Origin of the sequence: Noviherbaspirillum sp. (genome assembly GCF_035254685.1) — a bacterium.
Classification (GTDB): Bacteria; Pseudomonadota; Gammaproteobacteria; order Burkholderiales; family Burkholderiaceae_D; genus Noviherbaspirillum.
The window spans coordinates 143,309-157,345 of the sequence record NZ_DATFAI010000020.1 but is presented as its reverse complement, the minus strand read 5'-3'; the positions used below and the strand labels follow the sequence as shown (position 1 = coordinate 157,345).

The 14,037-nt window shown below is 61.2% G+C and carries 11 protein-coding genes; 5 read left to right on the top strand and 6 right to left on the bottom strand.

Annotated features, from left to right (window positions below; genetic code table 11):
• Positions 1-12: 12 nt before the first annotated feature.
• Complete coding sequence (locus VJ698_RS06640; protein WP_324101931.1) at positions 13-450, bottom strand: universal stress protein; 438 nt, start codon at positions 448-450, stop codon at positions 13-15.
• Positions 451-606: 156 nt separating this feature from the next.
• The gene (locus VJ698_RS06635; RefSeq protein ID WP_324101930.1) at positions 607-1,044 is read right to left on the bottom strand and encodes a universal stress protein; all 438 of its coding nucleotides are present in this window, start codon (positions 1,042-1,044) and stop codon (positions 607-609) included.
• A 236-nt stretch (positions 1,045-1,280) separates the two neighbouring features.
• On the opposite strand from VJ698_RS06635, the gene VJ698_RS06630 reads away from it, so the two are divergent.
• The gene (locus VJ698_RS06630) at positions 1,281-1,718 is read left to right on the top strand and encodes a universal stress protein (RefSeq protein ID WP_324101929.1); all 438 of its coding nucleotides are present in this window, start codon (positions 1,281-1,283) and stop codon (positions 1,716-1,718) included.
• 111 nt (positions 1,719-1,829) lie between these two features.
• Here the strand turns inward: VJ698_RS06630 and VJ698_RS06625 are convergent, their stop codons facing one another.
• Both VJ698_RS06625 and VJ698_RS06620 read right to left on the bottom strand, forming a co-directional pair.
• Positions 1,830-3,416, bottom strand: a complete 1,587-nt coding sequence (locus tag VJ698_RS06625) for an AAA family ATPase (protein WP_324101928.1) — start codon at positions 3,414-3,416, stop codon at positions 1,830-1,832.
• 108 nt (positions 3,417-3,524) lie between these two features.
• A complete protein-coding gene (locus VJ698_RS06620) occupies positions 3,525-4,727 on the bottom strand; it encodes a serine hydrolase domain-containing protein (RefSeq protein ID WP_324101927.1) in 1,203 nt (400 codons plus the stop codon).
• A gap of 432 nt (positions 4,728-5,159) precedes the next feature.
• Here VJ698_RS06620 and VJ698_RS06615 point away from each other — a divergent pair, with 432 nt between their 5' ends.
• Entirely contained in the window at positions 5,160-7,016 is a 1,857-nt protein-coding gene (locus tag VJ698_RS06615) for a sigma-54-dependent Fis family transcriptional regulator (RefSeq protein ID WP_324102190.1), read from the top strand.
• 187 nt (positions 7,017-7,203) lie between these two features.
• Here VJ698_RS06615 and VJ698_RS06610 read toward each other — a convergent pair whose 3' ends face one another.
• Both VJ698_RS06610 and adh read right to left on the bottom strand, forming a co-directional pair.
• Positions 7,204-7,572: a DUF779 domain-containing protein gene (locus tag VJ698_RS06610; protein ID WP_324101926.1), complete on the bottom strand. Its 369-nt coding sequence runs from the start codon at positions 7,570-7,572 to the stop codon at positions 7,204-7,206.
• Between the two features lie 77 nt (positions 7,573-7,649).
• Positions 7,650-9,170, bottom strand: a complete 1,521-nt coding sequence (gene adh, locus VJ698_RS06605; protein ID WP_324101925.1) for an aldehyde dehydrogenase — start codon at positions 9,168-9,170, stop codon at positions 7,650-7,652.
• A 350-nt stretch (positions 9,171-9,520) separates the two neighbouring features.
• Here adh and VJ698_RS06600 point away from each other — a divergent pair, with 350 nt between their 5' ends.
• Genes VJ698_RS06600 through VJ698_RS06590 form a run of 3 tightly spaced genes read left to right on the top strand, consistent with a single transcriptional unit; the run spans position 9,521 to position 13,885 of the window.
• Complete coding sequence (locus VJ698_RS06600) at positions 9,521-10,285, top strand: ABC transporter ATP-binding protein (protein ID WP_414691118.1); 765 nt, start codon at positions 9,521-9,523, stop codon at positions 10,283-10,285.
• On the top strand, positions 10,279-12,654 hold the full coding sequence (locus VJ698_RS06595) for an ABC transporter permease (protein ID WP_324101924.1): 2,376 nt from the start codon (positions 10,279-10,281) through the stop codon (positions 12,652-12,654). The genes VJ698_RS06600 and VJ698_RS06595 overlap by 7 nt, the downstream gene beginning before the upstream one ends.
• A 7-nt stretch (positions 12,655-12,661) precedes the next feature.
• Complete coding sequence (locus VJ698_RS06590; RefSeq protein WP_324101923.1) at positions 12,662-13,885, top strand: efflux RND transporter periplasmic adaptor subunit; 1,224 nt, start codon at positions 12,662-12,664, stop codon at positions 13,883-13,885.
• The last annotated feature ends 152 nt before the right edge of the window (positions 13,886-14,037 follow it).

Below are 14,037 nucleotides of genomic sequence, written 5' to 3'. Positions count from 1 at the left end.
CCCTTAAACAAGCTACCGATAAACGAGCACAGGTATCTGGCTGTGCGTCAGCACCTTGTGCGTCTCGCTGCCCATCAAGACTCCCTTCACTCCCTTCCTTCCGTGCGACGCCATTGCAATCAGGTCGCAATGATGTTCCTTCGCCGCTTCGATGATCGCTTCGAAAGGATGATCGCTGGACGTGTACGTGACCGAGCAAGGCACGCCCGCTTCGCGCGCCGCATTTTCAATCGACGCCAGATAGGTCGCGGCGTGGACCTTGCTGGCCTGCATGAATTCTTCCTTCGTGTCCTCCAGCATTTCAGTCTGATAAGCGATCACATGAAACTCCGGAGTCACATGAAAGCCGGTGATCTTTGCGCCGGTATCCTTGGCGAACTGGATGCACTTCTTGATCGCATTTTCCGATGCTTCGGAACCATCAGTCGGTAACAGAATATGTTTGAACATGTTTTGCTCCTTCTCTCTTCGATGATGGACCGGAGTGCTTCGCTCCGGTTTTATGCACCTGCTGCGATTCCGGCAATTCCTCCCGCGCAGGTTTTCAGGATCGGCTGGCGCAGTCGCCTGCTTGCGCCAGGCCAGTTGATTTCAGCATCATGTGTCTCAGCGGAAAACCAGGACCGGGATGGCCGAGTTGACGAGCACTTTCTGCGTCTCGCTACCGAGAAAGAGCTTGCTCAGTCCCTTGCGTCCGTGCGACGCCATGAAGATCACATCGCAATTGAGCCTGTTTGCAGCCTTGATGATCTCTTCATGCGGCGCGAAGGATTCCGCGACCAGCGTTTCGCACTTCACGCCTGCCGCGCTGGCAGCAGCGACGATCTTTTCGACGTTCTTCCCAGCGACCTGGCGCGAGCGTTCTTCGTAGGCGTCGCGCTCGTCGGAGAAATTCATTTCCGACAGCGGCGAGAGCGGATACGGTTCGCTGACGCAGATGCCGACAAGGCTGCCGCCGTAAGCCTTGGCGAATTCGACCGCGGCATTGATGGCCTTGTCCGACAGCGGCGATCCGTCGGTGGGCACGAGGATTTTCTTGAACATGATTGCTTTCGCAGTGGCCGGGCTCGCGCAAAGCCCGGTTCAACATAATCCATGACTGACTTAAGGTCATTTTAGGTAAATTCAGTGTGCGTTCAAGCGGGTTGAAGCGCGCAGCTTCTCCTTTGCCACCCCCGGTTTGACTTGAGTCAAGAAAAGCCGGATACCCCCTGATTTGTACCGGGTGTATCGTAGCGAGAGGACACCCGCCAGTGCTTCGTCAGTGAAGGGAGAAAACCATGTTCAAGACGATTCTTGTTCCCACGGATGGCTCGGCCAACTCCGAACGGGCGATCAAAACTGCAATCGATTTCGCGCGGCAGGTTGACGGCAAGGTGATCGGCCTTGCGGTCGCAGAGCCCTATCCCTTTTCGCCAATTGCCGAGAGTGCCTATATCGGTGGTTCGGAAGCCTTCGAGCAGAGGTCGCTCGAAGTCGCCAAGGGACACGTTTCCATGATCGCGACCGCGGCCACCGCTGCCGGCGTGCCTTGCGAAACGATCGTGGCGCAGTCGGAGAATCCGCACGAGGAAATCGTCGACACCGCACAACGTTTGCATTGCGATGCGATTTTCATGGGCACGCACGGACGCAAGGGATTGAGCAGGTTGTTTGCGGGCAGTGTCACGCAAAAGGTAATCGCCAGCTCGCCGGTACCGGTTACTGTCATCCGTTGAGGCTGCGCGGAGTTTCCGCGCAGGCCTTGCCTGCGTCGCGGCGCTCGACATGGCGAGGAAGCGCACGACCGGCGTAAAACGTCATGCATGACGTCATGCTTAAGGTCATGCTTAACGTGATGCTGTTTCTTGCATCGCCAGTGCCATGCCGATACGGTCGCACGCCGTATCCAGCTGCCCCGTTTCGGTGTCCACCACAATCATCTGCCGGCATTCCTCCGGCAGCAGCGGTTCATGGCTGGTCAGCTGCGACTCCAGCACTGCCAGCCCCGCGTCGGATGCATCCCGATCCTGGCGCATACGATCGGTGATGCGCGCGCGCATGCCTGCTTCCGAAGCCCGGATATCCAGGATCAAGAACAGCACTTTCAGTTCTTCCGCGAGCCGCCGGAAGCGTACGCGCTGCTCCCGCTGCAGGAAGGTGGCATCGACGATGACGCGATACCCCGATCGAATGACCTGTTCAGCCAGCCTTGCGAGCACATCGTAGGTCTCGCGCGTCACGTCCGCTCCATACAGGCTGGCAGCGCCGCGCATCGTGGCGGCAAGGCCGCGCATCCGCTTGCGTTCAACGTCGGAACGCAGCTGGATCGCGTCGAATGCCTCGACCAGCTGCCGCGCGACAGTGGATTTTCCGCAGCCGGAAAAGCCGTGCATGATCATGAGCGCAGGCGGCGAGGAGCGGAGGCGCTGTGCGGCGAATGCGAGATAGGCCTTGCCCTGCTGCCGGCAACGTTCGAGTTCGGTACCTGTGACATCGTCCTGTGCCGCGCGCAGCAGCGCCACCTTGGAGCGGATCAGAGCGCGATGCACTTCGTAGTAACGCATCACGCCGAGGCCGCCGTAGTCGCCGGTACGTTCGAGGTAGGCATTCAGGAAACGCGCAGCCAGTTCCGGCTGCCGGCGAAAGCGCAGGTCCATGCAGACGAAGGCGACGTCGTTCATCACATCGATCCAGCGCAGGCTGTCATTGAATTCGATGCAGTCGAATGCTTCGACCTGCCCGTCATGCGTGAGGATATTGCCGCTGTGGAGATCGCCGTGGCATTCGCGGATCATGCCCTGCGCCTTGCGTTCCAAAAATATCGATGCCAGCTCGGCGCGCTGCCGCGCATCCCATGCCAGGAGTTGTTCGACAAGCGCCCTGTCCTGCGCGTCCAGCGCGGAGGTGGCGATCTGGTGCAGCGTTTCGTGCGACACCGCATCGAGCGCAGCCTGGATGGCAAAGGGGCTGGACGCGGGAGCAATCGCGGCCTCTTGATGAAAGCGCGCGAGCAGCACGGCCAGCGCATCGATTTCGTCGCGGCCCAGCAGATTGTTCTGTAGGCGGTAATCCCACAATGCCTCCTGCTCGAAGGCGCGCATCCTGACGGCATATTCCAACGGAGCGCCTTCTCCGCCGATCACCGGCACGCCATCCTGCGTCGTGACCGCCACCGCGTCGAGATAGATGTCGGGAGCGAGACGGCTATTCAGCCGCACCTCTTCACGGCAGAAGAAATGGCGCGCCTCCAGCGTGGAAAAATCGAGGAAGTCGAAGCGGACCGCCTTCTTGAATTTGTAGGCGTAATCGCTGGTGACGAGAATGCAGGAGATATGGGTTTCGAACATCGCGAAGCGCGGCGACTGCTTCGACAACCTGTCTGCAAGCGCGGCGATCAGCGCCATCTGGTTCGCCAAGGCAACTTGATCGTTCATGTACGGCTCCGGCTTGCGGCAAGTGGGAGAATTCCATTATGCCATTGCCCGCACGGCACTCGTCATGATCTGGTTCATGCTGCCGCGGCTTGATGCCAGGAAACGCGCCTATTCGATGGCCGCGTACACCAGGTTGCGGAACAGCTGGCGATAGTGGTTGCGCTGCTCGGGCGCCTGCATCAGATAGATCGCGAGAAGATTCTCCTTTGGATCGACCCAGAAATAGGTGCCGGCCAGGCCGCTCCAGGTGAAGTCGCCCACCGACCCCGGCATGAACGCGCCGCCTTCGCTGGTGCGCACCGCAAAACCGAGGCCGAAACCATAACCCGGCCCGGGTAGATAGCTGGCACCGGTTTTTGCCAGCGGCAGTTCGGAAAGATGGTCGCTTGCCATGTAGCGCAGCATCTTGCGCGACAGGATGCGCACGCCATCCAGCTCTCCCTCGTTCTGCAGCATGCGCGCAAAGCGGAAGTAGTCGTGCAGGGTCGACATCATGCCGCCGCCGCCCGAGAGAAAATTCGGACGCCGGCGCGGCTGGTTGAGCTTGACCGACACGCCAGTGACAGGATCGATCGGGAAGGCTTCCGCGATGCGATGATGCTGCGCCGGCTCGACCCAGAAGCCGGTTTCGTTCATGCCGAGCGGCTTCAGGATACGCTCGGCGAGGAACGCGTCGAGCGACATGCCCGACAGGCGCTCCAGCAGCACACCGAGCACATCGGTCGCATGGCTGTACTCCCACACGGTGCCAGGCTGGTAAGCGAGCGGCAATTGCGCCAGCGTGCGGATGAACTCGTCGCTGGTCGCGCGTGCGCTGCCCAGCCCCGAATTGCGGTATTCCTCCTTGACCAGCGAATCGCCGAAGATGCCGTAGGTGAGCCCGGAGGTGTGGCGCAACAGGTCCTGCACCGTCATTGGCATGACCGTCGGCACCAACTCCAGTCTACGCTGGCCCCGCGCGTCGGTCGTTTCCATACCGACTTTCAGTTCCTTCAGCTCCGGAATGTGCATGGAAACGGGATCGCTCAGCAGCAGCCTGCCCTGCTCGACCAGCATCATCACACCAACCGACACGATCGGCTTCGTCATGGAATAGATGCGGAAGATGGTGTCCAGCGTCATCGGCACACCAGTGGACGGGTCCTGCACGCCGATCGCCTTTTCGTACTCGATGCGGCCATTGCGCGAGACCAGCATGACCGCGCCGGGAATCAGTTTCGCATCGACATCGGCCTGGATGCAGCGGGTGATGGTTTCAAGACGTGCGGCCGAAAAGCCCGCGCGATCCGTCGTGTTTGCATTCATCGTCATGAATCCTCGTTGCTCCTCATGTTCGCGCCGTGACAGCAGCGCGATGCCTGTTCGGCAACGCCATCAACGAGCGGAACCGAACGACCGTTTTAATTTCTCCGATCATACGTTGCACCCCAGCGCAGGTCAAATCCGCATTGCCGGTTTACACCATCGCAGGAAGCCTGTTCAAAATGGCAAAAATGCAGCGTGTGCGCTGTGTCAAAATGGGACAATCATCTCCCTTCCCATGGTGCTACACTGGTTTGCGATACAGAATCACTCAGACAGAATCAATCCCTGAAGATTGACGTTGGTGGAGACATCATGAAAGCGTATTCGAATGATCCGCACGCGGGTAACAGGCAGCAACTTGTCTACCCGGCCGGCGCCGGCCTGCCCTCGAAACAAGTCAGTGGACATGGCACGAATCCTGCCAGTTTTTTCTCTGACATGATTGAGAACTCGCACCAGCGCTCGGCAGCTTACGGCCTTACCTGCAACGCCAAGCCGGACTTCAGTCCGATCGGGCGCGCAGACCTGGAGCAAGTGGTAGAGCAGAACCGCATCCTGCACGCTTATGCGCTGCCGGTGATGGAAACGCTCTACGAGCAAATCGTCAACACGCACAGCATGGTCGTGCTGACCGACGCCAACGGCCTGGTCATGCACTCGATCGGCGATGCCGATTTTCTCGAGAAGGCCAACCGCGTCGCGTTGCGGCCGGGCGCCGCGTGGTCGGAGCAAAGCATGGGCACCAACGCCGTCGGCACCGCCATCGCGGAACGCGCGCCGGCGCTCGTGCACGCGGACCAGCACTATCTGAAGGCGAACCATTTCCTGACCTGCTCCGCCGCACCCATCTTCGACCACGAAGGAAAGGTGCTCGGCGTGCTCGACGTGAGCGGTGACCAGCACAGCTTCCACAAGCATACGATGGCCATCGTGCGCATGTCGGCGCAGATGATCGAGAACCAGCTGTTCTCGGCAGCGTTCCAGGATGCCATTACTCTGCACTTCCACAGCCGCCCCGAATTCATCGGCACGCTGATGGAAGGCATTGCCTCGTTCACGCCAGGCGGCCGCTTCCTCTCCGCCAACCGCAGCGGCCTGTTCCAGCTCGGCCTCTCGCTAGCAGCGTTGAAGGCGCATACCTTCAGTTCGCTGTTCGGCATTCCGGTGTCGGCATTGTTCGACCACTACCGCACCGCATCGCCCGGTCTGCTGAGCATGTGCCTGCACAGCGGCGTGCGCGTGTACGGCCGTGCCGAACTGCGGCTGTCGAACAGCTTTTTCCAGAACACTGCGCCCTCGCCGCAGCCCGCGCCCGAGCATGCGCGGCGTCCCGTCGAGGCGCAGCAGCCGCGCCGCCTGTCGAGCCTGCACTACCTGAACACCGGCGATCCGCAGATTGCGAACGTCATCGAGAAGGTGGGCAAGGTGATCGGGCGCGACATCCCGATCCTGATCATGGGCGAAACCGGCACCGGCAAGGAACTGCTGGCGCAGGCCATTCACAACGACTCCCCGCGCGCCGGCGGGCCGTTCGTGGCGGTCAACTGCGCCTCGATTCCGGAGACGCTGATCGAATCGGAACTGTTCGGTTATGAAGACGGTGCATTTACCGGCGCGCGCAAGAAAGGCAGCGTCGGCAAGATCCTGCAAGCCAACGGCGGCTCGCTGTTCCTCGACGAAATCGGCGACATGCCGCTCAGCCTGCAGGCGCGCCTGCTGCGCGTGCTGCAGGAACGCGTGGTGACGCCGCTGGGCAGCACCAAATCGATTCCTGTGAACGTCGCCGTGATCTGCGCGACCAACCGCAACCTGCGCGACCAGATCGCCAAGAATGCGTTCCGCGAAGACCTCTACTATCGCCTCAACGGGCTGGTCGTGAAACTGCCGCCGCTGCGCGAAAGAACCGATCTCGAAGTCGTGGTGCACAAGCTGCTGGCGGTCGAATCGAACGGCGAACAATACGCCGTGTCGCCGGAGATCATGGAGATGTTCAGGCAGCATAACTGGCCGGGCAATTTCCGCCAGCTCACCAACCTGCTGCGCACCGCCATCGTGATGGCGGGTGACGATCGCGAGATCCGGCGTGAACACATGCCGGATGATTTTCTCGAGGATGTGGGAGAAGTCTGCGAGGTCGTCGAGACGGCGCTGCCGGGCAGCGGCCGGCTCGCAGATGCCGAGGTATCGCTGATCCGCAAGACACTGGCGGATCACGATGGCAATGTGTCGGCGGCAGCCAAGGCGCTGGGCGTGTCGCGCAACACGATCTACCGGAAGCTGAACGGACGGGTCTAGGAAAGTGCGCTGATCCTGCGCATGGTCTTGCGGAATGCGGGGCCGTGCGCAGAGCGCACGCTACAAGACTACGGAACGTGAATGAGATGGGTAGCGTGCGCCATGCGCACGAATGATCACGACGCCATCCCGCAATGAACGCCGCGCCGGATCATGCGCATGGTACACGCCACCCTGGTCTGCGGGACTACTCCTGCAAGCCTTCCCACTCCATGTCGGTAAAGAGCCTGGAGCGGGTAAAGAAACGCTTTCCAGTGCCGTTATCGAGCGAGAACATGCCACCCATCCCATCCACCACATCAATGATGAGCTGAGTGTGTTTCCAGTACTCGAACTGCTCGCTTCCAATGTAAAACGGCGACTCCGCGATCGTTCCGAGGAAGACGTCCGATTCACTCACGTTGAACTCGCCCAGTGCGTAGCACATCGGCGCGCTGCCGTCGCAACAGCCGCCTGACTGGAAGAACATCAGCGGACCGTGCTTTTCACGCAGCGCGTTGATGAACTCGATGGCGGCTTCGGTGGCGACAACGCGAGAAATGGCCGCTTGCTGCATGTGTGCTCCTAATACAGGGATGAATCAACAACACAAGGCGGACGGATCCCGTCCGCCTTGTTGCCTCAGGGCTCAGCTCAGAAGAAGCCGAGCGCCTTCGGGCTGTAGCTCACCAGCAGGTTCTTGGTTTGCTGATAGTGCTCAAGCATCATCTTGTGCGTTTCGCGGCCGATACCGGACTGCTTGTAGCCACCGAACGCAGCGTGTGCCGGATACAGGTGATAGCAGTTGGTCCACACGCGGCCAGCCTGGATGCTGCGGCCCATGCGGAAGGCGCGCGAGCCGTCACGCGTCCAGAGACCTGCGCCGAGACCGTACAGCGTGTCGTTGGCGATCGACAGTGCCTCTTCTTCGTCCTTGAAGGTCGTGACCGAAACCACCGGCCCGAAGATCTCCTCCTGGAAGATGCGCATCTTGTTGTTGCCGGCGAAGATGGTCGGCTTGACGTAGTAGCCGCCGGCGAGGTCGCCGCCCAGCTTGTTCTGCTCGCCGCCGATCAGCACCTTCGCGCCTTCCTGGCGACCGATGTCGAGGTAGGACAGAATCTTTTCCATCTGTTCCTGCGATGCCTGGGCGCCGATCATGGTCGAGCTGTCCAGCGGGTTGCCCTGCTTGATGGCAGCGACGCGCTTGACGGCACGCTCGATGAACTTCTCGTAGATCGATTCCTGGACCAGCACGCGCGACGGGCAGGTGCAGACCTCACCCTGGTTCAGGGCGAACATGGCGAAGCCTTCGAGGCACTTGTCGAAGTAGTCGTCATCCTTGTCCATCACGTCGGCGAAGAAGATGTTGGGCGACTTGCCGCCGAGTTCCAGCGTGACGGGGATGATGTTCTGTGCAGCGTATTGCATGATCAGGCGGCCGGTGCCGGTTTCGCCAGTGAAGGCGATCTTGGCGATGCGCTTGTTGCTGGCCAGCGGCTTGCCGGCTTCCAGGCCGAAACCGTTAACGACGTTGAGCACGCCAGGCGGCAGCAGGTCCTGGATCAGTTCCATCAGGACCAGGATCGATACCGGAGTTTGTTCCGCGGGCTTGAGCACGATGCAGTTGCCGGCGGCCAGTGCCGGAGCGACCTTCCATGCTGCCATCAGGATCGGGAAGTTCCACGGAATGATCTGGCCGACGACGCCCAGCGGCTCATGGAAGTGGTATGCGTAGGTTTCCGAGTCGATCTGTGCGACGGTGCCTTCCTGTGCGCGGATGCAGCCGGCGAAATAACGGAAATGGTCGATCGCCAGCGGGATGTCGGCAGCCATCGTTTCGCGGATCGGCTTGCCGTTGTCGATCGTTTCGGCGGTGGCGAGCACCTGCAGGTTCGCTTCCATGCGATCGGCGATCTTGTTCAGGATATTGGCGCGGTCGGTCAGCGAGGTCTTGCCCCATGCCTTCTTCGCGTCATGCGCGGCGTCGAGCGCGAGCTCGATGTCTTCTGCCGTCGAACGTGCGACTTCGCAGAACGGCTGGCCAATAATCGGGCTGATGTTTTCGAAGTAGTTGCCGCCGGTCGGTGCCACAAACTTGCCGCCGATGAAGTTGTCGTAACGTTGCTTGTACGGGTTCTTGATTCCGAGTTTGCTGATATCGGCAAGGTTCATGTCTTCCTCCTAAAAGATGTGATGGTTCGCACTGTTTGACACCTGGAGAATTCCAGGCACGCATGACATTGCGCAATGGACGTGCCAGCCGATGCCATACCGCCCTGAAACCCGCGTGAATACTGGGTTTGCGCCATGACGGCGCGCTTATCCTGGAGGAATGCGGTTCTGCGCGTTACAGTATGGGACAAACCGGATGTTCCGTTCTGGCGCAGGTTTGCAGGGTGAACTGTTCCAAATCGTGTCACACACATCAGCTCTCATCGCATTCGAAGGCCGTTGACCTGGATCAATAAAAATTTGGCACACACCGATTACGGTAGTGCGCATCACACTCCGCGACCTAATTCATGCCTGCGCCTCTGACGTCAGCAGCGCAAGATGCAGCTCCGCCCTCGCCGCCTGCCGCAGGCAGGCCTGTATTCATCCTGCGCGGCGTCGCGAGGACCTACCTGATGGGCGAGGTCCAGGTGGCAGCATTGAAGGACGTCGATCTCGATCTCTACGAAGGCGAATTCGTCGTGCTGCTTGGCGCCTCCGGCAGCGGCAAGTCGACCCTGCTGAACATCCTCGGCGGCATGGACACGCCGACCGCCGGCACCATCCGCTACCTCGACCATGACCTCACGCATGCAGGCGATGCTGCCCTCACGCTGTTCCGGCGCGAACATGTCGGCTTTGTGTTCCAGTTCTACAACCTCATTCCAAGCCTGACCGCGCTGGAAAACGTGCAGCTCGTCACCGAGATCAGCGAGAGTCCGATGGATCCGGTCGAGGCATTGACGATGGTCGGCCTTGGCGACAGGATCGACCATTTCCCCGCCCAGATGTCTGGCGGCGAGCAGCAGCGTGTCGCCATCGCCCGCGCGATTGCCAAGCAGCCCGATATCCTCCTGTGCGACGAGCCGACCGGCGCACTCGATTTCCAGACCGGGAAACTCGTGCTGGAGGTGCTCAGCCGCATCAACCGCGAACTCGGCACCACGGTCGCCGTGATCACGCACAATGCGGCCATTGCCCGCATGGCGCACCGGATCATCTACATCAGCAGCGGCCATATCACGCGGGTCGAATTCAACAAGAACCGTGTTTCACCGGCGGAGATCGAATGGTGAAACTTGCCCTGCATCCGATGGATCGCAAGCTGCTACGCGACCTCTGGCGCATGCGCGGCCAGGCGCTCGCGATTGCGCTGGTGGCGATGTGCGGTATCGCCACGCTGGTCACCATGCGCGGCTCCTACGAAGCGCTGCTGACGGCGCAGGCCTCGTATTACGAGCATTATCGTTTTGCGGATGTTTTTGCCACGCTGAAGAATGCGCCGGTGACGCTGTTGGCGCGGGTGCGCGAAATTCCCGGCGTCAACGAAACCGACGGGCGCGTGGTATTCGACGCATCGCTCGATGTGCCCGGCCTGGACGAACCCGCCGCAGGCCTGCTGGTCTCGCTTCCGGAGCGGCCCGGCACCGGACTGAACCGAGTCCACCTACGCACCGGCCGCCTTCCGGAAGCCGGCAGCCTGTATGAAGCGCTCATCAGCGAAGCCTTCTCGCAGGCCAACAATCTGCAGCCCGGCGACACGCTGGGCGCCATCATCAATGGCCGCAAGGAACAGTTGCATATCGTCGGCATTGCCATCTCGCCGGAGTTCGTCAATGAAATCCGCGGCACCAGTTTTCCCGACAACCGCCGCTTCGGCGTGATGTGGATGGCGCGCGAAGCGTTGGCCGGCGCGATGGACATGCGCGACAGCTTCAATGACCTGTCCGTGGTGCTGGCGCCGCATGCCAGCGAACAAGGCGTGATCGACGCGCTCGACCATCTGCTCGCCCCCTATGGCTCGCTCGGCGCCTATGGCCGCAAGGACCAGGTCTCGCACAGTTTCATCGATAGCGAACTGACGCAAGTGCGCGTGAGCGGCAGCATCATCCCCGGCATTTTCCTCGGTGTTGCTGCTTTCCTGATACACAATGTCCTGCTGCGCATCACCTCGCTGCAGCGCGCGCAGATCGCCCTGCTCAAGAGCTTCGGCTACAGCAGCATGGCGGTCGCCGCACACTTCCTGAAGTTCGCGCTGCTCACTGTGATGATCGGCGCCATTCTTGGCATCGCGCTGGGCGAATGGCTGGGCAACGGCCTGGCCGACCTGTATGCGCGCTTCTACCATTTTCCGCGCATGGACTTCGTGCTGTCCGGTTTCGCCATCAGTGTCTCGCTGCTGGTGACGGCATTATCGGCCTTCATCGGCGCCGCCGTTGCCGTGGCGCGCGTGGTCAGGATGGCGCCGGCGGAGGCGATGCGGCCCGAGGCGCCGGCGCATTTCCGGCCAGGTCCGCTGGAGCGGCTCGGCCTGCAGCGTTTCATGCCGCTGGCGGTGCGCGTCATCATGCGCAGCCTGGAGCGCACCCCAGCCAAGGCATTGTTGTCGATACTCGGGCTGTCGCTTGCCGTCTCGCTCCTGATCGTCGGGCAGTACACCTTCGATGCCCTGGATGAAATCATCCGCATCCAGTTCCGTACCGCGCAACGCGATGACGTGACGCTGGCATTCAACGAAGTGCGCGACATGTCGGCCGTCCACGCGGTCGCCTCCCTGCCCGGCGTGCTGCGCGTCGAGCCTTACAACGACGTTCCGGTCAAGATACGTTTCAGGCATCGCTTCAAGAAGGCGGTACTCTTCGGTCTCGGCCACTCACGCCAGTTGCGCATGGTGCTGGACGAAAACGAGCGTCCGATCGACCTGCCGCAGGAAGGCATGGTGCTGTCGAAGAAGCTCGCCGAAACGCTCGGCGCTGTCCAGGGGGACAAGCTGACGGTCGAGTCGATGGCGAGACAGCGCAGGACACTTCTGCTGACCGTGGCACGCATCGTGGACGAGCCGATCGGCATGTTTGCCTACATGGACAATGCTGCGCTGGCAAAAGCGATGGAAGAGCCTGAAACCATGACCGGCGCCTTCGTCGCGGTCGATCCGCAGCAGCGCGCAACCTTGTATCACGCACTGAAATCCGTTCCCGCCGTGCGCAGCATCAACCTGCGGGAAGCGACGCTGCAAAGCTTCCTTTCCACCATTGCGGAAAACATGCGCATGAACACGATCGTGATCGTGGCCTTCGCCTGCGTGATCGCCGTCGGCGTGGTCTACAATTCGGCCCGCATTGCCTTGTCGGAACGCGCGGTCGAGCTGGCAAGCCTGCGCATACTCGGCTTTACCCGGGCGGAAGTCGCGCGCATGCTGCTCGGTGAGCAAGGCCTGTTGACGCTTGCCGCGATTCCGTTCGGCTGCCTGCTCGGCTACGGGTTGGCAGCCTTGCTGTCGGAACTGCTGAGCCAGGACCTGTTCCGCATTCCGCTCGTGATCAGCACGCGTACTTACCTGTTCTCGATCGGCGTCGTGCTGCTGTCCGCCGCGGCATCGGGCTATCTCGTCTGGCGCAAGGTGCACAAACTGGATCTGATTGAAGTGCTCAAGACACGTGAATAAGGAAACCATGAACAAGCAACAGGAAACCGCGACTTCCCGGGTTGCTGCCGGGCGGCGCCGCAGCTGGTTTCTGGGTGCGCTCGGGATCGCCGCGCTTGCGCTGGCCGCCTGGTATCTGTTTGCACCGACCCCGGTTTCCGTCGAAATGGCGGCGGTCGAATCCGGCCCGCTGCAGGTGACGGTCAACAACCAGGGACAGGTCCGCGTCCACGACAAGTATGTGATCGCCGCACCGGTCGCCGCGGAGATTGCGCGGATCGCCCTGCATGACGGCGATCCGGTCGCGCGCGGCGCGGAGGTTGCGGTGCTCAGTCCCTTGCCGATGGATGAGCGGCAGCGACGCGAAGCCCTCGCCCGCCTCGACGCGGCGAAGGCGCTGGAACGTGAGGCCAGCTTGCGCGCGGGGCGCGCGAAAACGGATATGGAGTTTGCGATCAGCGAGCGCGCGCGTGTCGAACGCCTGGTCCGCGACAATTTCGTCTCGCCGCAGGCAGTGGAAAAAGCGGCAACCGCCGAAAGGACCAGCCGGGCTGAATGGAATGCGGCAATATCGCGCCAGCAGGCCGCTGCTGCCGACGTCAAGGCGGCTGAAGCGGCCTTGCTCGCAGATGCACGCGATGCACGCGGCGGAAAGCGCGAGCTGCTGCTAAGCTCGCCGGTGGATGGCTACATCCTGAAGGTGCATGAAAAGAGCGAACACACCGTCAATGCCGGTGCGCCGCTCGTCACGATCGGAGACCCGACGCGTTACGAAATCGTGGTGGACGTACTTTCCACGGATGCCGTGAAAGTCAAGCAGGGCGACACCATGCTGCTGGAGGGCTGGGGCGGCGGAAAAACCCTCCGCGCGCGCGTTCGCCTCGTCGAGCCGGTCGCCTTCACCAAGATTTCATCGCTCGGCGTAGAAGAGCAACGCGTCAATATCGTCGCGGATCCGGTCGATCCGCTCGGCCCATTGGGCGATGGCTACCGGGTCGAGGCGCGGATCGTGGTGTGGCAGGCGGACAAGGTCACGAAGCTGCCGGCGAGCAGTCTGTTTCGTGTCGGCGAAGAATGGCATGTCTTCACCGTGGAGAGCGGACGCGCGCATGAGCGCCGCGTGCAGGTCGGCCAGCGCAACCAGGACGAGGCGCAGGTCCTCTCCGGCATCAGCGCAGGCGCGAAGGTGGTGCGCTACCCCGGCAACGAGTTACGAGACGGGGTGCGCGTCACATCTCGTGAGGCTGCCTGAATCCGTTTTGCATGCAGTTGACAGCAGTATTTGTCCTACATGAATAATTCCTTGTGATCTCTAGTGCATCACGGTTTCATACCTACCAACTTTCCGTAACGCGCCACTAAAAATCGCTATCTGTTGCGATCCAACACATTTGCTTTGCTCTG

Coding starts and splice junctions, on each gene's coding strand:
- VJ698_RS06640 (WP_324101931.1), bottom strand. CDS start 450: ATGTTCAAACATATTCTGTTACCGACTGATGGTTCCGAAGCATCGGAA.
- VJ698_RS06635 (WP_324101930.1), bottom strand. CDS start 1,044: ATGTTCAAGAAAATCCTCGTGCCCACCGACGGATCGCCGCTGTCGGAC.
- VJ698_RS06630 (WP_324101929.1), top strand. CDS start 1,281: ATGTTCAAGACGATTCTTGTTCCCACGGATGGCTCGGCCAACTCCGAA.
- VJ698_RS06625 (WP_324101928.1), bottom strand. CDS start 3,416: ATGAACGATCAAGTTGCCTTGGCGAACCAGATGGCGCTGATCGCCGCG.
- VJ698_RS06620 (WP_324101927.1), bottom strand. CDS start 4,727: ATGACGATGAATGCAAACACGACGGATCGCGCGGGCTTTTCGGCCGCA.
- VJ698_RS06615 (WP_324102190.1), top strand. CDS start 5,160: ATGATTGAGAACTCGCACCAGCGCTCGGCAGCTTACGGCCTTACCTGC.
- VJ698_RS06610 (WP_324101926.1), bottom strand. CDS start 7,572: ATGCAGCAAGCGGCCATTTCTCGCGTTGTCGCCACCGAAGCCGCCATC.
- adh (WP_324101925.1), bottom strand. CDS start 9,170: ATGAACCTTGCCGATATCAGCAAACTCGGAATCAAGAACCCGTACAAG.
- VJ698_RS06600 (WP_414691118.1), top strand. CDS start 9,521: ATGCCTGCGCCTCTGACGTCAGCAGCGCAAGATGCAGCTCCGCCCTCG.
- VJ698_RS06595 (WP_324101924.1), top strand. CDS start 10,279: ATGGTGAAACTTGCCCTGCATCCGATGGATCGCAAGCTGCTACGCGAC.
- VJ698_RS06590 (WP_324101923.1), top strand. CDS start 12,662: ATGAACAAGCAACAGGAAACCGCGACTTCCCGGGTTGCTGCCGGGCGG.